Here is a 19689-nt window from a genome sequence, read left to right as displayed (position 1 = left end):
CCGGTTCGTGTGTCAGCAAACGTTTGCTAAATCGATTTTAGGCGGCGATTCGTCGGACCGTATGCGTGCGATCGCACAGAAATGCGGTCTGTCTTACTTCCCCAGCGGCAACGCCCTTAACTGTTCGCGATATTCGCCGAAATCGGCGAGGAAAGCGGGGTCGTCGAAGCGCATCAGGAGGCTCTGGTCGATCGTTTCGTTCAGCGCGCCGCCCGCCGCGCGCGCCTCCCGGTTGCAGACTTGCTGGAGGAAGGGGTGGTGCTCGGTGAATTCGGCATAGGAATCGACGAGCGGCGATGTATACGCCGAAGCGGGGATATCGACCGGGCCGTCGGTTTCGAGCCCGCATTCCTCCGCTTTCTGGCGCAGCCACTCGGCCGGGATCAGCGGCAGCAGGTCTTCGGGGTTGCGCGGCGGCGTGACGTAGCCGCCGCCGACGTTCGCATGCGCGCCCGCGAACCAGCGCTGCTCCAGCGGCAAGTCTCCGCGCGGGTTGGCGCCGGGCGTCCAGAGCGTCGGCTTGTAGAGCGAGCGGTATTCGTTCGCCGCCAGCGCGTGGAAGGCGGCTTTTGTCGTGCTGGAGAGCGTCGTGTCGTGAAACGCGTAGTAGCTGGAAAAGCCTGGAATCGTCAGGCCGCCGAGCGGAATCCCCAGTTCGCCGACCGTATCCCACACGCCGACGTACTCGATACTCACTTCGCGCGAATGCCGGCGGCGGTACTCGACGATCTGGTCGTCGTTCGGACCGAGGTCACGGTCGCGATAGAGCTTGTACGCCTCGGCGACCGATTCCTTGCCCGCGTCGCGTATCAGCCCGCACTTGCGGATGAGGCCGGCCAGGCTGCGCGCGGAATAGGCGCCGCGGCTGAAGCCGAAGATATAGATGCGCCCGCCGTCCTCGTATTGCTCGCAAAGCCACGCGTAGGCGGACTTGATGTTGTCGGAGAGGCCGTCGCCGAATGCGCCGCCGAGCAACTTGTCCGCGAGCGCGAAGAGGCCCTGTCCCTGCGTGCCGACGCCTTGCACGTAGCACGTTTTCTGCTGCGCGGTCACCGGCGTCTTCTGGAACAGAAGCCAGGCATTGGTGCGGTCGTTGGGTTCGTTCCAGGTGCCGTCGAAGAAAATCGCGAAGTTCATTTCGGCTGTCTCCATATGAGTGCAGGGTGCGGTCTCTCATCGGTCTTTCATCGGTCTTTTGTAAGGCATAGGTAATGTCGTGGCGCGATTCAAGGTCGCGACGCACGACGGTGCGGTTTTAGCTGGAGATCGTCGGAAGAAGGCGAGGGCGCAGCGTCCGCCTCGACTTGCGCGCGTTTGTGCGGTCCGCATCACGACGGGCCGGTTTGTGGTTGAACGGCGTGGCGAGGGCGGGATCAAATAGACCTTGGGGCGCGTTTGCGCCTCCTGGTCGTCCGGTGTCTCCGTGTCTGCGTGACCTATGGAGCGAATGATGAAGAAACTGCTTCTGACCGCGTCGTTGCTGACCTTTGCGTCCTCGTTCGCCGCTCCCGCCTTCGCGCGCGACGACGGCCCGCGTTTCGCCTCCGATCGCCTCGATACGCTCGTCGCCCAGCACGCGGACGCGAGCCGGTACATCAGGGACCGGCAGGCTCCGGCTAAGGGCGACGCAGCGCAGGCGCCCGGCGCGACAAACTGAAGTCAGGCGAAGTAGTCGAAGCGCGCCCGAGGTGAGCGCGGGAGGACGTTCGTCCGCAGATTCCCGAGCCGGATGCGCGATCAGCACGCGTGGCGAACGGCAATGGCCCGGACAACCGGCCTTTGGTAGTCGGCTCCCGGCAAAAGCGCCGCAGACGCCAGTGGGCCCCTCAAACGACCACCGCCGATCACTCCACGAGAACCCGCGAACGTCGACGGGCGACCAAAACCGCCGTTCTCCCGCAACAAAACATCAACAAAGGTATGAAATTTGCGACCCCCGCCCCGACGCGGCGGGCTTCCTGTCCGCCTGACCGACTGATCCAGACTCACAAGGGCTATGACAAGGAAGGCAATTTCGATAGCGGTGCTCGGCCTGGCGTGCCTTTCAGCGGGATGCTCGATGATCGGACCCAACCGGCTGAAGGCCGATCAGGTCGATTACGCGCGCGCCCTCGGCGACGCCAAGAAGCGTGAGATTCTTGCAGCCATCATCGGATTGAGGTTCGCGGATTCCCCCGCGTTCCTGACCGTGAGCCAGATCATCGCGGCCTATACCTTCGATGCCACCACCGGCGCGACGCTCAACGCCGGTTCCGGCTCGCAGCCGAACTACGCGCTGGCGACGGGCGCCGTGTCCTACTCGAACCACCCGACCTTCACCTTCACCCCGACGACAGGCGAAGCCTACGCGAGCGCCTATATCCGTCCGCTAGCGCCGACACTCGTGATGCCGCTCGCCGAAAGCGGCATGCCGATCGATCTGCTCTTGCGCATCACCGCGCAGTCGATCGGCGGGTTGCAGAACGGCACCGCGCTCGGCGGCCCGAACAGTTCGGGCGCGCCGGAGTTCTTCCAGCTCCTGCGCGTGCTGAGGCGGCTGCAAATGGCGGGCGAGCTGAACATCGAATCGCGCGACGAGAAGCACGTCGGCCGGGTGTTCATCACGATCGGCGCGACTTCCAGCGGTGCATCGAAGGAAACCACCGCCGATCTCGCGAGCGTGCGCAAGCTCCTGAAGCTCTCGCCAAAAACGAAGACCTACGAGATCGTCTACGGGCAGTCCGCGCAGCGCGGCGACCACATTCCGATGGTCACGCGCTCGGTGCTCGGCATCCTGACGGACCTGGGCGCACAGGTGAACGTGCCGGACGAGCAGGTCAAAAGCGGCTCGACGCAGCCGACCATCAGACTGATCGGCGGGGAGACGCGTCCGACGATCATCGTCAGCACGGGCAAGAAGGCGCCGCCCGATGCCTACGTGAACATACTGTACGGGCAGTCCGAGTACTGGATCGAGCGCAGCGATTTCGATTCGAAGTACGCGTTCACGGTCGTGCAGAACCTGATGGCGCTCGCGGAAGTCACGCAGGATTCGAAGGCGCCGATCGTGACGATTCCCGCGAACTAGCGTGATCGAAAGAAACGCCCCGTAATATTTTGAATTAATTCCTCAGCGGAAATCGCGCGCGCAAACGCTCGCAAGCGTTTGCGCGATTTGTTTTGTAAGCTTCTTTTGTGTCATGTTATAGAGCGTTGAAAATCCAATAACCGTCAGACACGGAAAACATACGGGCAAGCGAAATCGATGTGGATCGTCAGACTCGCGCTCCGGCGCCCGTACACGTTTATCGTTCTGTCGCTGCTGTTGCTGATCATCGGTCCGCTCGTGATCGCGCGCACACCGACCGACATCTTTCCGAACATCGACATCCCCGTCGTCTCCGTGATCTGGTCGTACAACGGCCTGCCGCCCGACCAGATGGAACGGCGCATCACGCTCAACTACGAGCGCGGGCTCTCGGTGGCGGTGAACGATATCGAACACATCGAATCTGAGTCGCTGCCGGGCATCGCGGTGATCCGCATCTTTTTCCAGCCGAACGCGAACGTCGATGAAGCGATCGCGGAAATCACGGCGCTCTCGCAGACGCAGCTCCGCGCGCTGCCGCCCGGCATCACGCCGCCGAACATCCTGCGCTACAACGCGTCGACGGTGCCGATCCTGCGGCTCGCGCTTTCGTCGATGGAGCTCACCGAGCAGCAGCTCTACGACTTCGGCAACAGCTTCCTCAAGACGCAGCTCGCGACCGTGCAGGGCGCTTCCGTGCCGCTGCCATACGGCGGCAAGCAGCGCCAGATCATGGTCGACATCGACTCGCGCAAGCTCCAGGCGAAAAACCTCGCGCCGACCGACGTCGTCAACGCGATCAGCGCGCAGAACCTGATCCTGCCGACCGGCACGACCAAGATCGGTCCGACCGAATATTCGGTGGGCCTGAACGCGAGCCCGAACTCGATCGAAGGGCTCAACGACATCCCGATCCGCACTGGCCCGAACGGCACGATCTACATCAAGGACGTGGCGCACGTGCGCGACGGTTTTCAGCCGCAGACGAACATCGTGCGCCTCGACGGCACGCGCGCATCGCTGCTCACGATCAACAAGAGCGGCAACGCGTCGACGCTCGACATCGTCTCGCGCGTGAAGGCGCTCCTGCCGACGCTGAAGGGCCTCGTACCCGAGTCGCTCAAAATCGAGCCGGTCGCGGACCAGTCGCTCTTCGTGCGGGCGTCGGTGTCGGGCGTGCTGCGCGAAGCGGTGATCGCGGCCGGCCTGACCGCGCTGATGGTGCTGCTCTTTCTCGGGAGCTGGCGCGCGACGCTCATCATCGCGATCTCGATCCCGCTTTCCATGCTCACGTCGATCGTGATGCTCTCCGCGATCGGCCAGACGATCAACATCATGACGCTCGGCGGCCTCGCGCTCGCGGTGGGTATCCTCGTCGACGATGCGACCGTCGCCATTGAAAACATCAGCCAGAATCTGGAGCAGGGGAAGGAACTGGAGCAGGCGATTCTCGACGGCGCGCAGCAGATCGCCGTGCCGACGCTCGTCTCGACGCTTGCCATCTGCATCGTGTTCATTCCGATGTTCCTGCTGACGGGCGTCGCGCATTACCTCTTCGTGCCGCTCGCCGAAGCGGTCGTGTTCGCGATGCTCGCGTCGTACTTCTTCTCGCGCACGCTGGTGCCGACGCTTGCCAAATACCTGCTGCGCAACCACGAGCACATGGGCGGCGACGTCGAGGGCATGAAGGGCTCGAAAAATCCGTTCGTGCGCATCCATCTCGGCTTCGAAAGGCGTTTCGAGTCGGTGCGTCATCGCTATCGCGGCTTTCTCGAAGCGCAACTGAAGCACCCGGGCCGCTTCGCGCTCATCTTCCTGTTGTGCTGCCTGCTTTCGCTCGGGCTCGCGCCGTTCCTCGGACGCGATTTCTTCCCGTCCGTCGATGCCGGCGTCATCGCGATGCACTTGCGCACGCGCACCGGCACGCGCATCGAGGAGACGGCGGCGCTGACCGATCGCGTCGACCAGCGCGTGCGCCAGTTGATCCCGAAGAACGAAGTGCATTCGATCATCGACAACATCGGCCTGCCGGTGTCGGGCATCAACCTCTCGTACAGCAACACGGGCACGATCAGTTCCGCCGATGCCGACGTGCTCATCAGCTTGAGCGAAGACCACAAGCCGACCGCCGATTACATCCACGAGTTGCGGCAGAAGCTGCCCGCTGAGTTTCCGGGTGTCGCGTTCTCGTTCCTGCCGGCCGACATCGTGAGCCAGATCCTGAACTTCGGCGTGCCCGCGCCGATCGACATCGAGATCGTGGGGCGCGACGTGCAGGGCAACCGCGCGTTCGCGAACCGCCTGCTCGCGAAGATACGCGGCGTGCCGGGGCTCGTCGATGCGCGCATCCAGCAGCCGTCCGACCTGCCGACGATCAACGTCGAAGTGGATCGCACGAAGGCGCTGCAAGCGGGCTTCACGCAGCGCGATGTGGCGAACAATCTGCTGATCACGCTCTCCGGCAGCCAGCAGACGACGCCGACCTTCTGGCTCAATCCGGCCAACGGCGTGAGCTACAACGTGATCACGTCGGCGCCGCAATACGACATGGATTCGCTGCAATCGGTGGCGAACATTCCGGTGACGTCGTCGACCGGCCGCACGAACCTGCTCGGCTCGCTCGCGCAGCTTTCGCGCGGCTCGCGCGAAGCGGTCGTGTACCACTACAACGCGCAGACGAGCATCAACCTCTACGCGACCACCGAGCGGCGCGACCTGGGCGCGGTGTCGGACGACGTGTTGCGCATCATCGACGAAGCGCGCGGCCAGTTGCCGAAGGGCTCGTCGATCAGCATCCGTGGCCAGGTCGAGACGATGAACTCGTCGTTCAACGGCCTCGCGTTTGGACTGATCCTCGCGGTCGTGCTGGTGTATCTGCTGATCGTCGTGAACTTCCAGTCGTGGCTCGATCCGTTCATCATCATCACGGCGCTGCCGGGCGCGCTCGCGGGCATCGTCTGGATGCTGTTCCTTACGCACACCACGCTCTCGATTCCCGCGCTCACCGGCGCGATCATGTGTATCGGCATCGCGACGGCGAACAGCATTCTCGTCGTGAGCTTCGCGCGCAGCGCGTTGCAGGAGCACGGCGACGCGGTGCGCTCGGCGCTCGAAGCGGGCTTCACGCGCTTTCGCCCGGTGCTGATGACCGCGCTCGCGATGATGATCGGTATGGTGCCGATGGCGATCGGCCTCGGCGAAGGCGGAGAGCAGAACGCGCCGCTCGGACGCGCGGTGATCGGCGGGCTGATGGTCGGCACGCTCGCGACGCTGTTCTTCGTGCCGGTCGTGTTTTCGATGATCTACACGCGGCTCGAAGCGCGCGCAAAGAAGACGGACGCGGGCGCACCCGCGCCGCAATAGCCTCAATAGCAGCAGGCAGAATTATTCGGAGCGTAAATGGAAGAGCAGGGACCGCAACGGCCGATTCAACCGCGACGCAACAGGCTATGGCTCGTGCTCGCGGTGGTGGTCGTGCTCGCGCTAATCGTGCAGGGCATCGTGTCGCGGCGTTCGGCGCATGCCGAGCTGGAGCGCGATGTCGATCGCTATAGCGTGCAGACCGTCGAAGTGATCGCACCGACGCGCATGAAGGCCACGCAGGACCTGATCCTCGCGGGCGACATCCGCGCGTTCTCCGATGCGCCGATCTTCGCGCGCACGAACGGTTATCTGAAGCGCTGGACAGTGGATATCGGCGAGCATGTGAAGAAGGGGCAATTGCTCGCCGAAATCGATGCGCCCGAAATCAACGATCAGCTCCGCCAGGCCCGCGCCGACGAACAGACCGCGCGCGCGAATTACCTGCTCGCGAAGACGACGGCGGATCGCTGGGCGCAGATGCAGAAGAACAACTCCGTCTCGCGCCAGGAGACCGACGAAAAGAACGGCGACATGCTCGCGAAGCAGGCGGCGCTCAACGCGTCGCAGGCGAATGTGTCGCGGCTCACGCAGCTCGTGTCGTTCCAGAAGATCTACGCGCCGTTCGACGGCGTCGTCACGGCGCGCAATACCGATGTCGGCCAGTTGATCGATGCGGGCAGCGCCTCGGCCGGGCGCGAGCTGTTCCACATCCAGGACCCGACGACGTTGCGCGTGTTCGTCGACGTGCCGCAGGCGTATGCGCGGCTCGTGCGGGTCGGCTTGCCCGCCGAACTGCTGCTGACGGAGCAGGGCGATCGCAAGTTCGAAGGCACGGTGGTGCGCACGGCGGGCGCCGTCGATCCGGTCGCGCGCACGATGCGCGTCGAGGTGCAGGTGAAAAACCCCGGCGGCGAACTGCTCGCGGGCGCGTACGCGCAGGTTCGCTTCAAGCTCACGAGCGCGAATCCCGGGCTGATGCTGCCGGGCAACGCGCTGCTCTTCCGCCCCGACGGCGTGCGCGCCGCGACCGTCGATGCGAACGGCCGCGTGAAGCTCCTGCCGGTTGTGCTCGGCACCGATTACGGCACGCGGGTGTCGATCGTGTCGGGCCTGACCGGCGATGAGCGCGTGATCCTGAATCCGCCCGATTCGATCATCGACGGTACGGCGGTGCGCGTCGCCAAAAAGGACGCTAAGGCGCCGGAGGGCAAGGCGTCATGATCGCGATGCGCGCTTTGGCCGTGGCATCGGCTTTGAGTCTTGCGCTGACGGGGTGTGTTGTTGGCCCAGACTATGTGCGGCCTGACGTGAGTGTGCCGGCGGCTTTTAAATCTGCTGATGCGGCGTCGAAAGACTGGAAGCCCGCCGAACCCGCCGACGCCAAAACGCGCGCGCCGTGGTGGGAAATCTACGGCGATCCGCAACTCAACGCGCTCGAAGAAAAAGTCGCGGCGGCGAACCAGACGGTGGCCGCCGCCGCTGCGCGTTTTCGCGGCGCACAGGCGGCGGTGGCGCAATCGCGCGCCGCGTACTTTCCGACCGTGACGGCGAACGTCGCGTTCAACCAGTCGCGGGCATCGGAGAACGTGCTGTACAAGTCGAGCGCGGGCGTGACGCTGCCCGACTACATGCTCAACGCGCAGATCACGTGGGAACCAGACTTGTGGGGCCGCATCTCGCGGGCGGTCGAAGGCGGTCGCGCCGAGGCGGCCGCGAGCGCCGCCGACCTTCAAAGCGCGATCCTGTCGATGCAGGCCGAACTCGCGACCAACTACTTCGAATTGCGCGGCACGGTGGAGGAAGAGCGTTTGCTCGCCGAGACCTTGCAGGCGTATCAAAAAGCCCTCACGCTGACGAAGGACCGCTTCGCGGGCGGCATCGCGGCGGAGTCGGACGTCGCGCAGGCTGAGGAGCAACTGAAGTCGACGCAGGCGCAACTGATCGACCTCGAGACCACGAAAAGCCGCCTCGTCAACGCGATCGCGATTTTGATCGGCGAGCCGCCGTCGTCGTTCACGCTCGACGTTTCACCGCTGAACGCGGGCAACGTGCCGAACCCTGGCGCCGCGCTCGATGCGCTGCCGCTCGGCATCCCGTCGACGCTGCTCGAACGCCGGCCGGACATCGCGGCGGCGGAAAGGCGCGTCGCGGAGGCGAATGCGCGCGTGGGTGTCGCGACGGCGGCGTTCTTTCCGAATCTGCTGCTCGCGGCAACGGGCGGTCTCGAAGCGACGAACTTCAGCTCGTGGCTGATGGCGCCGAGCCGCTTCTGGTCTCTCGGGCCTCAGCTCGCGTTCACGGTGCTCGACTTCGGCGGACGCGCGGCGGCCCGCGACGCGGCGCGCGCAGCCTACGACGAGAGCGTCGCGGACTACCGGCAGACGGTGCTGACGGCATTCGGCCAGGTGGAGGACAACGTCAACGCGCTGCAGGTGCTGCGGCGGGCGCTGGATGCGCAGCGCGAAGCCGTCGATGCGGCGCAGCGCGCGTTGAGCAAGGTGGGCAATCGCTATGAGAACGGGGCGATCACGTACTTGAGCGTCGTGGTGACGCAGGCGATCGTGCTCAATGACCAGCGCGCGGCGGTGAGCATCGAGCGCAGGCGGATGGCGGCGAGTGTCGCGCTCGTTAAGGCGGTGGGGGGAGGGTGGACGGCGGGAGAGTTGCGGGTGTCGAAGGGGGAGTGATCCTCGCACACTCGCGACGCCCTAAAACCTCCCCACCCGATACGGCGCCGGATCGGTAAACGGCGTCTCTCCCGTCATCATTTCCGCGAGCAATCGTCCGGTCACCGGACCGAGCGTCAGTCCATGATGGGCGTGCCCGAAAGCGAACCACAATCCCGGATGCCGCTCCGCCGGCCCGATCACCGGTCGCATATCCGGCGTACACGGCCGCAGGCCGAGCCACGGCTTGTCGTCGAGTCGCCGCCCGAGCCCGAATACCGGCCGTGCCGCGCGTTCCGCCAGATCGAGTTGCACCGGATTAGGCGGACGTTCTCGCGTAGCCAGCTCGACACCCGTCGTCAGCCTGAGCCCGCGCCGCATCGGCGCAACGACATACCCGCCCTCGATATCGACCACCGGCCGCAGCAACGGCGCCTTCGCCGTGCTCTCGTAATGCATGTGATAGCCGCGCTTCGCCATCAGCGGCACGCGATAGCCGAGCGGTCGCAGCACGCGATCCGACCACGCGCCGAGCGCGACGACGGCCGCTTCGGCTTCGATCGGCCCATCGTCCGTTTGCACGCGCCACGCTTGGCCACGCTGTTCGAGCGTCGCCGCATCGCCGCGCACGATGCGGCCGCCTTCGTGCTCGAAGAGCCGCGCGTAGCCCTTCGTCAACGCGCCGGGGTCGGACACGCTGCGCGGATCGGTCCAGTGGATCGCGCCCGCATAGCCGCTCGTGAGTGACGCCTCAGCACCGCTCAAGCCCGCGCGATCGAGGATGCGCACATCCAGCCCATGCGTCGCCGCGATGCGTTGCGCATCGAGCGCCTCGCGTTCGAATGCATCGGCCGCGCGATACGCTTCGAGCCAGCCGGTCGGCCGCACGAGATCGGCGAGGCCCGCGCGCTCGATGAACGCCTCGTGCTCCGCGACGCTGCGCCCGATGAGCGGCAGCATGTCGCGCGCGGCGGCCTGCAGACGGCCGGGCGCGGACTCCCACCAGAAGCGCGCGAGCCAGCGCGCATACGACGGCAGCGAGCGCACGTCGTAGCGCAGCGCGGTCGAGCCGTTGCGCGCGTAGCGCAGCACGGTGCGCCAGTCGCGCGGAAACGCATACGGCACCACCGCCGACGCCTCGATCAGCCCCGCGTTGCCGAAGCTGGTCTCCTCGCCGGGCGCGCGCCGGTCGACGAGCACGACGTCGAATCCGCGCTGTCGCAGATGCAACGCCACGCTCACGCCGACGATGCCCGCCCCAAGCACGATCACGTCCTTTGCCATATCGTCCTTTGCAAAAACAGCATCACTTCGCAATGATGTCGCGTTTGAAGTACTTCTGCGACAACTGGCTGAGCGTGCCGTCCTTCTTCATCTCGTCGAGCGCGGCGGCGATCTTCGCTTTGAGCGCGGCGTCGTTCTTGCGCAGACCGAAGCCCGTGCCTTCGCCGAGCGTCGTCGGATCGGAGACGGGCGGGCCCGCGAAATCGAAGTCGCGGCCTTCGGGCTTGGCGAGAAAGCCGTCGATGGCGGTCTGCACTTCCTGCACGCCGCCGTCCAGCCGCCCGGCGGAGAGGTCCGCGAAAATCTGGTCCTGGCTCTGGTACGTCACGACCTGCACGCCTTCTTTCGCCCAGTGCTTGCGCACGAAATCCTCCTGCGTCGAGCCCTGCAACACACCGATCGACTTGCCCTTGAGGCTCGCGGTCGTTGGCAGCAGGTTCAAGCCGCGCTTGGCGACGAGCTGGATCGGCATCACGTAGATGGGCGGCGTGAAATCGATGGCCTGGCGACGCTTGGTCGTGATGTTCATCGCCGAGTTGATCACGTCGAACTTGCGCGCCTGGAGCGCCGGAATCAGGCCGTCGAAACTGTTCTCGACCCACACGCATTTCATCTTGATGCGCTGGCAAACCGCGTTGCCGATATCGATGTCGAAGCCCTCCAGTTGCCCCGACGGCGTCTTGCTCTCGAATGGCGGATACGCCGCCTCGACGCCGAATCGCAGGGCTTGCTGAGTGTCGGCGTGCGCCGCGCCGAGCGCGAAGGCGAAGCTCGCCGCGCCCGCGAAGCAGATCGTTTTCCACTTCATCGTTGTCACCGTAGTCGTATGTTGTAAGTGCGCTTTCCGATCATCGCGGCGCGGGTCGTGAGAGACGAGGCCGCCACCGCAATATAGACTAAAAATAAAATAAAAGTCTAGAATGGACGAAAATGTCCATCAATGGAAAGGAGGCTCGGAATGAACGAATCGCTTAATCGGGGCGCTGAGGCGCCGGTCGTCGTCGGAGAGGAAGAGGTTCGCGCGGCGCTGCCCAAGCTTGATGTGCGTGGCGCGCTGCAACGCATGTTCGCCTCGCTCGCTCGCGCGGAAGCGGTCCAGCCGCTGCAGACCCTCACGCTTTTCCCGCAAGGCGCGGGCGACTTCATCACGTATCTCGGCGTGCTCTCCGAAGAGAAAGTGTTCGGCGCGAAGCTCTCGCCGTACATCGCGGTGCCGGGCGCGCCGGTGATCACCGCGTGGACAGCGCTGATGTCGATGCAAAACGGCCAGCCGCTGATGTGGTGCGACGCCACGCTCCTCACCACCGAGCGCACGGCGGGTACGACGGCGCTCGCCGTCGACTATCTGGCGAAGAAGGACAGCACGCGGCTCGCGGTGATCGGATCGGGCGCGGTGGCGCTTGCGCATCTGCGGCACACGGCGCCGCTGCGCGCGTGGGAGAGCATCCGCGTGTACTCGCCGCGCCTCGCAAACGATGCCGCGCGTCAAGCCGAACTCCGCGCGATCGATCCGCGCATCGGCATCGCAGAGACGAGCGCCGAGTGTGTGCGCGATGCCGATGTCGTGATGCTGTGCACGTCGTCGGGGACGCCTGTTCTTGAGTTCGGCGATCTGACGAAGCCTGCGCTGGTCACGTCGGTCAGCACGAACGTCGCGCGGGCGCATGAAGTCGATCCGGCAGCGTTGCCCGCGATGGATGTGTACTGCGACTATCGGCGCACGACGCCGTCGAGTGCCGGCGAGATGGTCATCGCGAGCGAAAGCGGCTGGTCGCCCGATGCGATCCACGGCGATCTCGCGGAACTCGTGAGCGGCGCGTGCAGTGCGCCTTCTTACGAGCGGCACGCGTTCTTCCGGTCGATCGGGCTCGGGCTGGAGGATGTGGCCATTGCGCATGCGTTGTATCTGCAGTTGCGCGAAGCGGCATAGAATTGCCTCCTTTGTTAAGCAAAGGAGGAAAAGCACAGATGACGCATTCACCCGTTCGCCGCGCATGGCTGGCCGCGGCCATATCGATACCTTTTGCGAGCGCTTGCATGTCGTCACCGGCCGATGCCTCGGCCGCATCGCGGCTGAAAGCGCTCGAAGACGCATCGAAGGGACGCCTCGGCGTATCCGCGCTGAACACCGCCGACGGCTCCCGCATCGACTATCGCGCGGACGAACGCTTTGCGTTCTGCAGCACGTTCAAGGTGGTGCTGTCGTCGGCGATCCTCACGCGCAGCGCGCGCGACGAGGGCCTGCTCGCGCGTCGCATTCGCTACGGGCAAAGCGACATCGTCGCGAATTCGCCGGTGACGAGCAAACACGTCGCGGATGGCATGACGGTCGGCGAACTCTGTGCCGCCGCGCTCCAGTACAGCGACAACGCGGCGGCGAACCTGCTGATTCGTCTGCACGGCGAGTCGCCCGCGGATGTCACGGCGTACGCACGCTCCATCGGCGACACCGAATTCCGGCTCGACCGCATGGAGACCGAGCTCAACACGGCGATCCCCGGCGATCCGCGCGACACGACCACGCCCGCCGCGATGGCGCTCACCTTGCAGCGCCTCGCACTGGGCAACGCGCTCGGCGTCGCGCAGAGAGACCAGCTTCAAACCTGGATGCGCGCTAACACGACGGGCGACAAGCGCATCCGCGCCGGCGTTCCGCGCGACTGGCAAGTCGCCGACAAGACCGGCACGGGCGACTACGGCACGTCGAACGACATCGCCGTGCTGTGGCCGCCCGCGAAGCCGCCCATCGTCCTCGTGATCTACTTCACGCAGCGCGAGCAGGACGCAAAGGCACGCGACGACGTGCTTGCATCGGCGGCCAGGATCGTCGCGGAGAAGTTCGGCTAAGCCCGAGTCACAGGAGAATCAGCGCCGCGCCGCACAGCACGAGCGCGGCGCTCCACACGAGATCGATGTTGATCCATCCCGTGCGCAGAAAGCCAAGTCCACCCGCGCGGTCGTAGACGATCATCGAGATCGCGCCGATTACCGCGAGCATCGCGAGCGTATGGATGCCGAGCACGAGTGCGGCGGGCGGCAGCGTCTTCGCGGTCGCTGCGAAACTGGCCGCCGGTCCCGCCGCGGCGCACAGCGGCAGCAGCACCGGGATCAGCATGAACCCTGCGCCGTGCGCACTCGACATCACGAACGACCACACCGCGAGCCCCGCCAGCCCCGTGCGCATCCCGATCACCGGTTTTCCGCGATGCCCGCGCACCGCGCACCACCCGCCCCAGCCGATCAGCAACGCGCCGCACGCACGATTCAGATACGCGTGATCGATCAGCGAGCCGAGCGTGAGCGCGCCCGCGAGCACGAGCGCGACCGACGCCGCATGCCCGATCGCGATCGGCACAAGCGAGATCAGCACGACGCGCCGGCTGTGCGCGTACAACCCCAGCGCGACGGCGAAGAGCCAGCCCATCGCCGGATTGATGCCGTGGAAAGCGCCGAGGCCGGCGGCGCTAAGCCACATCGTGGTTGAACCGGGCTCCATCAAAAAGCGCCTACGGGTAGCAATACGAATCGGACGAGCAGTCGCCGCCTTGCAGCCGGATCTGATGCGGACGGCGTCCCTTCGGCCAGTCGATGAAGAAGTTCTTGTCGGCGGACAACCCGCCTGATGGATCGGCGTCGAGCTTGACCATCCAGCCGTCGATGCCATCTGGATAGAACTGGTCGTCGATCGCGCCGTAGAGCGAGTTCGTGAAATAGACGCGCCGGCCGTCACGGCTTACTTCGACCATCTGCGGGCCGCCGTTGAGCTTGCCATTCTTCGCACCCGGATGCGTCTCGCGCGACACGATCCCGCCGATGCGCACCTTGCCCGTGAGCTTCGGCGCGAACGGGTCGGAGACGTCGTATTGCAGCAGGTCGCCCGTGCCCCAGCACGACACGTAGAGGAAGCGGTCGTCCATCGAGAGATCAATGTCGGAGACGAGCGGCGGCACCGCGCCGAAGCCCTTGAGCATCGGCGGGAGCACGGAAGCATCGGCGGGCTCGGCGGAAATGTCGATGATCTTTTTGACGGCCCACTTGTCGCCGTCGCGATACCACGTCCAGATCGACGACGACAGATCCTTCAGGCTGATCACGCAATTGACGAAGCCGTAGGGCTTGGTCGGATCGTGCGCGGGACGCAGTTCGAAGACGAGCTGGTATTCGTCGCCGAAGTCGATTTCCTGCAGGTGCTTGCGGCGCGTCATGTCCCAGAAGTGGAGCTTGCGGCCGTATTTCCCGCCAAGCAGGATTTCGGGGACGAGGCCGTTCTCGAACGTGTCGGGCGTGCCCCATTCACTCGTGACGACCGTGTCGTAGCCGAGATGCCACCAGCCGTCGTAGGCGAGTTGCTGCGGGCCGCGCTGCACTTCCCAGCGGCCGAGCGGATCGAAGCTCTGCTGGTCGAGCAGCGCGATGCCGCCCGGCGCTTTGCCTTCAGCGTTGCCGAGCGCGGTCACGTAGATGCCGCCCGGCCCGCAGTGGATGGTGTGCGGGCGCGTGTAGCCGGTCTTCTCGGCGAATTCTTCCGGCTCGATCGTCTTGACGATGCTCAGGTTGCGCGGGTCCGGCTTCGTATCGACGATATGGATGCGCGACGAGCGCAGCCCCGGCACGATCAGATAGCGCCGCTCCATATGCGGGTGCGGCGCGTTCGGGCACAGGCAGGACGAGCACGCGTTCCAGCCGAAGTGATGCAGTTCGTCGCCGGTATTGGGCATCGCCAACTGGCTGACGATTTGCGTGTAAGTCGGCGATTGCGGATCGACGTCGACGACTGCGAGCGCGTCGGGTTGCTTCCTCTCGGGATCGAATGTTGCGACGTAGGCGAGTTGTTCGGGCGGGGCCTGGGCCGCCAAGCGGGGTGAAGGGTAGAAGCTGGGGTCCGGTCTCCATGTCGCCATGATTCGTTTCTCCTGTCGAACAGAGTTGGCGCTGTCGATCAGAGTTGGCGCTTTAGGCTTACTCTGATCCCATGCAACGAAGTTGCTCGGGGTGGTGTTTGCACTATAGGACACGCACGCGGATGACGTTGCGCTCAGCGCAAGGATTCTGTCAGGGCGTCGGATGTGGCATTGCAGCGCGAGCCGGCCGCAAAAAAGCCTTGACCCGCACTGGTTTAAGCAATTCAATCATCGCGATCCAGGATACGCGCGAGACGCATCGAAATGTTCACCTACGTAGGCGGTTTTGTCCTGCTGGCCGCAATCCTGCATGCGACATGGAACGCCATGCTGCACGGCAACCGCGACCGCTTCCTCTCGATGACGTGGATGAGCACCTGCACGGGCCTCGTCTCGGTCATCGCGATCCCTTTCCTGCCGATGCCCGCCGCGCCCGCGTTTCCGTACATCGTCGCGTCGGGGCTCGTGCATATCGTCTACAGCGTGAGTCTCGTCTACGCGTACCGCAGCGGTGATCTCGGCGAAACATATCCAATCGCGCGCGGCTCGTCGCCATTGCTTGTCGCGCTCGGCGCCGCGCTTTTCGCGCGCGAGCACCTGGGACTCTTGCCAATGGCGGGCGTCCTGCTCGTCTCCGGCGGCATCGTGTCGCTTGCGCTCGAACGCGGACGCGTGTCCGGCAAAGGCGCGGCGGTCGCGTTCCTCACGGGCGCGACGATCGCGGTCTATACGGTGATTGACGGCATGGGCGTGCGCGTCGCGGGATCGGCTGCCGGCTATACGGCGTGGATGTTCGCGTTTTTCCTGTTGATGCCGCTCGTTTTCATCTCCGTGCGCGGCGTCGCGGCGCTCCGCACGCCGCTCGCGGACATCGGGCGCTCGGCGGGCGGCGGGATGGTGTCGATCGCGGCGTACGGCATCGTCATCTGGGCGATGCAGTTTGGCTCGATGGGCGCGGTGTCCGCCCTGCGGGAGACGAGCGTCGTGTTCGCGGCGCTGATCGGGCGCATGTTCCTCAACGAACGGCTGACGTTCCGGCGCATCGCCGCGTGCTGCGTGATCGCGGCGGGCGCGATCTGCCTCGGCGCCTGAGGTGCGGCTGGTGATTATCCGCGGCTCACCTACAATGTAAGCATGGCCCTGACCTCGGAGGAGGCTGCCATGACTGAGTCGATGATCAGCTTGATAGTTGGGATCGTGGTGGTGCTCTGCATCACCGTCGTGCTGGTGACGCGTCGCCGCGCCGAACACAGGGGAGAGCCGCATGCCACGAACGCGCGTTGGCTCGACACCCATCCGCTGCGCGACTGGATGAAGCACAAGCACTAGCAACCGAGTGGTACTCACTCGGCCGCGCGACGCGGCCCACCGCCGGCCCTACGCGCCGGCGGTTTTGTTTTCCGCGGGCGTTACATGCTTTTTGCGCGACTCAGGCGCGAATGTCAGCGCTTCGGCCCCTTCATGGCTTCGGCTTCCATCGCGGCGTGCCATTCCTCGCTGGCTTCGATCGGGTCCATCGCTTCGTCGATGAAGGCGGACGCGCGCTCCGATGCCGCGCGGGTTTCGTCGTCGGAGTCGTCGGCTGCGAGGTCGTCGTCGCCGGGCGGTTCGAGCATGTCGCGCAGCATCTCGCGCAATTCAGGTGTGTCCCACGGCTCGCCGTGCTGCTTTTTCTTCTTGATGTAGTGGCGGACTTCGGCATCCTGTTCTTCGGTCAGGGGAAGCCCGCGGAAGGTGCGGTTGGCGTCGATATCGGGCATGGTGTTCCTCCTGGTGATTCGCCACCCAGTGTAGACCTGTTGCCGCGCCGTTTGTAGGGCGGCCGCCCGAGCCGCGCGCCGCCTAGCTGAGGGGAGGAAGCCGACGCGCGACCGGTGTCGATTTGACGATCGCCGTGCTCGTTTCCGCGCGCTCCGTGATTTTCGAGAGGATTGCGTCGAGTTGCTCGATCGAGCGCAGATAGAGGCGGCAGATGAAGCAATCGTCGCCGGTCACCTTGTCGCACTCGACGAATTCCGGGATGCGGCGGATTTCTTCTTCCACCAGGTGCAACTGCCCGGGCAGCGGTTTCACGCGCACGATCGCCTGCAGCGTGTAGCCGAGCGCGCGCGGCGCGATCCGCACCTCGAAGCCTTCGATCACGCCCTGCGCTTCGAGCCGCCGCATGCGCTCGGCCGTGCTCGGCGCGGAGAGGCCGACGCGCCGCGCGAGTTCGGTGATGGCGATGCGTGCGTCGTCGGCGAGGATCGAGAGCATCTCGCAGTCGATGTCGTCGAGGCCTGGTTGCGATGTAAGGTTTTTCGACATGGTGAGCTTCTTTCAAAAGGCAAATTCATCGATACGCCTAATTTTAGGCATGGTTTGGCGCGTTCGCCGCCGATAGACTTGATCGCATCGAAACTCGACATCAACGCAATCATGCATACCGATGAAACGCGCCGTGGCGCAATCGAAATGAGCCTCGCCATGCTGATGTCGGGCACGATCGGCTGGCTCGTCGTCTCTTCGGGGCAAACGCCGTTTAACGTCGTGTTCTTCCGCTGCGTGTTCGGTGGCGCGACGCTCTTCGCCGCCTGCGCTGTGCTCGGCGTGCTGCGGCGGCAGTTCTTCTCGTGGCGCATGCTGCTCCTGGTCGCGCTCGGCAGCGTCGCGATCGTCGGCAACTGGCTGCTGCTGTTCGCGGCCTATTCGCGCGCCTCGATCTCGATGGCGACGACCGTCTACAACACGCAGCCGTTCATGCTCGTCGCGCTCGGCGTGCTCGTCTTGCGCGAGCGCGTCTCGATGTCGACGATCGCGTGGCTCGGCATCGCGTTCGCCGGGCTCGTGATGGTGGTGCGCGTCGAGCCCGCCGTGCTCGCGATGCCCGGTCAGTATCTTGAAGGCATCGGCTATGCGCTCGGCGCGGCGTTCCTGTACGCGATCTCGTCGATCGTGACGAAGCGCCTGAAGGGAACGCCGCCGCATCTGATCGCGCTGCTGCACGTTTCGCTCGGCGTGATCATGCTCAGTCCCTTCGTGCGATTCGACCAGTTGCCGGCAGTGGCGTCCGGGTGGATCGAGCTCGTCGTGCTCGGCGTCGTGAATACGGGGCTCATGTACGTGCTGCTTTACGGCGCGATCCAGAAGCTGCCGACCGCGATGACCGGCGCGCTGTCGTTCATCTATCCGGTGGTGGCGATCGTCGTCGACTGGATCGCGTTCGGGCAGCGGCTCGCGTGGCTGCAGGTCGCGGGCGCGGTGTTGATCCTGCTCGCGGCGGCGGGCGTCAATCTCGGCTGGCGCATCGTGCCGGCGCGGCGCGCGACCGCGAACTGAACGCGCTATGCCCGCGATGCTCGGTTAGAATGGCGCGCTTTGCTCAAACGCAGGGCGTTCCCATGTGGTTCAAGAACCTTCAGCTTCATCGTCTTCCGGCTCACTGGGCCGTCACTCCCGCGCAGATCGAAACATGGCTTGCGCCGCACGCGTTCGCGCCGGGGAACACCGTCGAGATGCAGGCGCACGGCTGGGCCTCGCCGCGCGATGACGGCGCGCTCGTCTATTCGACCAATCGGCAGATGCTGCTTGTTTATCGTGCGGAGAAGAAGTTGCTGCCGGCGTCGGTGGTCAATCAGGTGACGAAGGCGCGCGCCGTCGAACTCGAAGAGCAGCAGGGCTTCAAACCCGGCCGCAAGCAGTTGCGCGAGCTGAAGGAGCAAGTCACCGACGAACTCCTGCCGCGCGCGTTCAGCATTCGCCGTGATACGCGCGTGTGGATCGATCCGGTGAACGGCTGGCTCGTGATTGACGCGGCATCGCCGACGCTCGCGGACGAAGTGCGCAGCCTGCTGGTGAAGTCGATCGACCGCTTGCCCCTCGCGAGCGTGCGCGTGGCGAGCTCGCCGGTGTCGGCGATGACGGAATGGCTCCTGTCGGGCGATGCGCCCAGCGGCTTCTCACTCGATCAGGACACGGAACTGCGCTCGACGGGCGAAGGCAACGCGACGGTGCGCTACGTCGGCCACGCGCTCGACGCCGACGACATGCGGCGCCACATCGAAGGCGGCAAGCAATGCATGCGGCTTGCGATGACGTGGAACGACCGCGTGTCGTTCGTGCTGACGCCGTCGCTCACGATCAAGCGCGTGACCCCGCTCGACGTGCTGAAGGAAGCGTCCGATCCGACCGCGCAGAACGACGAGGAGCGTTTCGAGTCGGATTTCGTGCTGATGACGGCGGAATTGGGGCGGCTTTTTGTCGATCTCGCCGATGCGCTGGGCGGGGAGGCGGAGAGGGTGGTGGAGCAGGCGGCGTAGGACGTCCTTTGGGATCGGTGCGCGAACGCGCGTCCGGTCTTGGTTGCGCCCGCCTGGGTACTGCAATCGCGCTCAGGCAGTGATCTGCTCGCCGCGTAATTCACGTACTT

The 19689-nt window shown here is 65.1% G+C and carries 18 protein-coding genes; 11 read left to right on the top strand and 7 right to left on the bottom strand.

Going from position 1 to position 19689, the window contains the following annotated elements; translation table 11 throughout:
• Positions 1-93: 93 nt before the first annotated feature.
• Positions 94-1137, bottom strand: coding sequence for a T6SS phospholipase effector Tle1-like catalytic domain-containing protein (locus tag AWB67_RS09440; protein ID WP_087655977.1), 1044 nt, complete (start codon positions 1135-1137; stop codon positions 94-96).
• Positions 1138-1450: 313 nt separating this feature from the next.
• Here AWB67_RS09440 and AWB67_RS09435 point away from each other — a divergent pair, with 313 nt between their 5' ends.
• From AWB67_RS09435 to AWB67_RS09415, 5 genes are all read left to right on the top strand, one after another.
• A complete protein-coding gene (locus AWB67_RS09435; RefSeq protein ID WP_087655976.1) occupies positions 1451-1657 on the top strand; it encodes a hypothetical protein in 207 nt (68 codons plus the stop codon).
• 339 nt (positions 1658-1996) lie between these two features.
• Positions 1997-3067, top strand: a complete 1071-nt coding sequence (locus AWB67_RS09430) for a hypothetical protein (protein WP_087655975.1) — start codon at positions 1997-1999, stop codon at positions 3065-3067.
• A gap of 177 nt (positions 3068-3244) precedes the next feature.
• Entirely contained in the window at positions 3245-6430 is a 3186-nt protein-coding gene (locus tag AWB67_RS09425) for an efflux RND transporter permease subunit (RefSeq protein WP_087655974.1), read from the top strand.
• A 36-nt stretch (positions 6431-6466) separates the two neighbouring features.
• Positions 6467-7651, top strand: coding sequence for an efflux RND transporter periplasmic adaptor subunit (locus AWB67_RS09420; RefSeq protein ID WP_087655973.1), 1185 nt, complete (start codon positions 6467-6469; stop codon positions 7649-7651).
• Positions 7648-9117, top strand: a complete 1470-nt coding sequence (locus AWB67_RS09415; protein WP_087655972.1) for an efflux transporter outer membrane subunit — start codon at positions 7648-7650, stop codon at positions 9115-9117. Before AWB67_RS09420 ends, AWB67_RS09415 begins: the two co-directional genes overlap by 4 nt.
• Before the next feature lie 21 nt (positions 9118-9138).
• Here the strand turns inward: AWB67_RS09415 and AWB67_RS09410 are convergent, their stop codons facing one another.
• Both AWB67_RS09410 and AWB67_RS09405 read right to left on the bottom strand, forming a co-directional pair.
• Positions 9139-10380, bottom strand: a complete 1242-nt coding sequence (locus AWB67_RS09410) for an NAD(P)/FAD-dependent oxidoreductase (protein ID WP_087655971.1) — start codon at positions 10378-10380, stop codon at positions 9139-9141.
• A gap of 22 nt (positions 10381-10402) precedes the next feature.
• The gene (locus AWB67_RS09405) at positions 10403-11188 is read right to left on the bottom strand and encodes a lysine/arginine/ornithine ABC transporter substrate-binding protein (RefSeq protein ID WP_087655970.1); all 786 of its coding nucleotides are present in this window, start codon (positions 11186-11188) and stop codon (positions 10403-10405) included.
• Between the two features lie 150 nt (positions 11189-11338).
• On the opposite strand from AWB67_RS09405, the gene AWB67_RS09400 reads away from it, so the two are divergent.
• Complete coding sequence (locus tag AWB67_RS09400) at positions 11339-12310, top strand: ornithine cyclodeaminase family protein (protein ID WP_087655969.1); 972 nt, start codon at positions 11339-11341, stop codon at positions 12308-12310.
• A 38-nt stretch (positions 12311-12348) separates the two neighbouring features.
• Positions 12349-13227, top strand: coding sequence for a class A beta-lactamase (gene bla, locus AWB67_RS09395; protein ID WP_087655968.1), 879 nt, complete (start codon positions 12349-12351; stop codon positions 13225-13227).
• A gap of 7 nt (positions 13228-13234) precedes the next feature.
• Here bla and AWB67_RS09390 read toward each other — a convergent pair whose 3' ends face one another.
• Both AWB67_RS09390 and AWB67_RS09385 read right to left on the bottom strand, forming a co-directional pair.
• On the bottom strand, positions 13235-13876 hold the full coding sequence (locus tag AWB67_RS09390) for a hypothetical protein (RefSeq protein WP_087655967.1): 642 nt from the start codon (positions 13874-13876) through the stop codon (positions 13235-13237).
• 10 nt (positions 13877-13886) lie between these two features.
• Positions 13887-15281 (bottom strand): selenium-binding family protein, encoded by a 1395-nt coding sequence (locus AWB67_RS09385; RefSeq protein WP_087655966.1) that lies wholly within the window; start codon positions 15279-15281, stop codon positions 13887-13889.
• 264 nt (positions 15282-15545) lie between these two features.
• On the opposite strand from AWB67_RS09385, the gene AWB67_RS09380 reads away from it, so the two are divergent.
• Entirely contained in the window at positions 15546-16373 is an 828-nt protein-coding gene (locus AWB67_RS09380; protein ID WP_087655965.1) for an EamA family transporter, read from the top strand.
• A 69-nt stretch (positions 16374-16442) separates the two neighbouring features.
• Positions 16443-16610 carry a hypothetical protein gene (locus AWB67_RS41405; protein WP_200822202.1) on the top strand — a complete coding sequence of 56 codons (168 nt, stop codon included), beginning with the start codon at positions 16443-16445 and terminating at the stop codon, positions 16608-16610.
• A 113-nt stretch (positions 16611-16723) separates the two neighbouring features.
• Here the strand turns inward: AWB67_RS41405 and AWB67_RS09375 are convergent, their stop codons facing one another.
• The gene (locus AWB67_RS09375) at positions 16724-17041 is read right to left on the bottom strand and encodes a hypothetical protein (RefSeq protein WP_087655964.1); all 318 of its coding nucleotides are present in this window, start codon (positions 17039-17041) and stop codon (positions 16724-16726) included.
• A gap of 82 nt (positions 17042-17123) precedes the next feature.
• On the bottom strand, positions 17124-17588 hold the full coding sequence (locus tag AWB67_RS09370) for an Lrp/AsnC family transcriptional regulator (RefSeq protein ID WP_087655963.1): 465 nt from the start codon (positions 17586-17588) through the stop codon (positions 17124-17126).
• A 111-nt stretch (positions 17589-17699) separates the two neighbouring features.
• Here AWB67_RS09370 and AWB67_RS09365 point away from each other — a divergent pair, with 111 nt between their 5' ends.
• Positions 17700-18599, top strand: coding sequence for a DMT family transporter (locus AWB67_RS09365; protein WP_087656114.1), 900 nt, complete (start codon positions 17700-17702; stop codon positions 18597-18599).
• 62 nt (positions 18600-18661) lie between these two features.
• Positions 18662-19579 carry a recombination-associated protein RdgC gene (locus tag AWB67_RS09360; protein WP_087656113.1) on the top strand — a complete coding sequence of 306 codons (918 nt, stop codon included), beginning with the start codon at positions 18662-18664 and terminating at the stop codon, positions 19577-19579.
• The last annotated feature ends 110 nt before the right edge of the window (positions 19580-19689 follow it).

This window comes from Caballeronia terrestris (assembly GCF_001544515.1).
GTDB lineage: Bacteria > Pseudomonadota > Gammaproteobacteria > Burkholderiales > Burkholderiaceae > Caballeronia > Caballeronia terrestris.
This window is presented reverse-complemented; position numbering and strand designations above follow the sequence as displayed.

What these genes read in the sequence shown, in the direction of transcription:
- AWB67_RS09440 (WP_087655977.1), bottom strand. Translation starts at nt 1,137, where the DNA reads ATGAACTTCGCGATTTTCTTCGACGGCACCTGGAACGAACCCAACGAC.
- AWB67_RS09435 (WP_087655976.1), top strand. Translation starts at nt 1,451, where the DNA reads ATGAAGAAACTGCTTCTGACCGCGTCGTTGCTGACCTTTGCGTCCTCG.
- AWB67_RS09430 (WP_087655975.1), top strand. Translation starts at nt 1,997, where the DNA reads ATGACAAGGAAGGCAATTTCGATAGCGGTGCTCGGCCTGGCGTGCCTT.
- AWB67_RS09425 (WP_087655974.1), top strand. Translation starts at nt 3,245, where the DNA reads ATGTGGATCGTCAGACTCGCGCTCCGGCGCCCGTACACGTTTATCGTT.
- AWB67_RS09420 (WP_087655973.1), top strand. Translation starts at nt 6,467, where the DNA reads ATGGAAGAGCAGGGACCGCAACGGCCGATTCAACCGCGACGCAACAGG.
- AWB67_RS09415 (WP_087655972.1), top strand. Translation starts at nt 7,648, where the DNA reads ATGATCGCGATGCGCGCTTTGGCCGTGGCATCGGCTTTGAGTCTTGCG.
- AWB67_RS09410 (WP_087655971.1), bottom strand. Translation starts at nt 10,380, where the DNA reads ATGGCAAAGGACGTGATCGTGCTTGGGGCGGGCATCGTCGGCGTGAGC.
- AWB67_RS09405 (WP_087655970.1), bottom strand. Translation starts at nt 11,188, where the DNA reads ATGAAGTGGAAAACGATCTGCTTCGCGGGCGCGGCGAGCTTCGCCTTC.
- AWB67_RS09400 (WP_087655969.1), top strand. Translation starts at nt 11,339, where the DNA reads ATGAACGAATCGCTTAATCGGGGCGCTGAGGCGCCGGTCGTCGTCGGA.
- bla (WP_087655968.1), top strand. Translation starts at nt 12,349, where the DNA reads ATGACGCATTCACCCGTTCGCCGCGCATGGCTGGCCGCGGCCATATCG.
- AWB67_RS09390 (WP_087655967.1), bottom strand. Translation starts at nt 13,876, where the DNA reads ATGGAGCCCGGTTCAACCACGATGTGGCTTAGCGCCGCCGGCCTCGGC.
- AWB67_RS09385 (WP_087655966.1), bottom strand. Translation starts at nt 15,281, where the DNA reads ATGGCGACATGGAGACCGGACCCCAGCTTCTACCCTTCACCCCGCTTG.
- AWB67_RS09380 (WP_087655965.1), top strand. Translation starts at nt 15,546, where the DNA reads ATGTTCACCTACGTAGGCGGTTTTGTCCTGCTGGCCGCAATCCTGCAT.
- AWB67_RS41405 (WP_200822202.1), top strand. Translation starts at nt 16,443, where the DNA reads ATGACTGAGTCGATGATCAGCTTGATAGTTGGGATCGTGGTGGTGCTC.
- AWB67_RS09375 (WP_087655964.1), bottom strand. Translation starts at nt 17,041, where the DNA reads ATGCCCGATATCGACGCCAACCGCACCTTCCGCGGGCTTCCCCTGACC.
- AWB67_RS09370 (WP_087655963.1), bottom strand. Translation starts at nt 17,588, where the DNA reads ATGTCGAAAAACCTTACATCGCAACCAGGCCTCGACGACATCGACTGC.
- AWB67_RS09365 (WP_087656114.1), top strand. Translation starts at nt 17,700, where the DNA reads ATGCATACCGATGAAACGCGCCGTGGCGCAATCGAAATGAGCCTCGCC.
- AWB67_RS09360 (WP_087656113.1), top strand. Translation starts at nt 18,662, where the DNA reads ATGTGGTTCAAGAACCTTCAGCTTCATCGTCTTCCGGCTCACTGGGCC.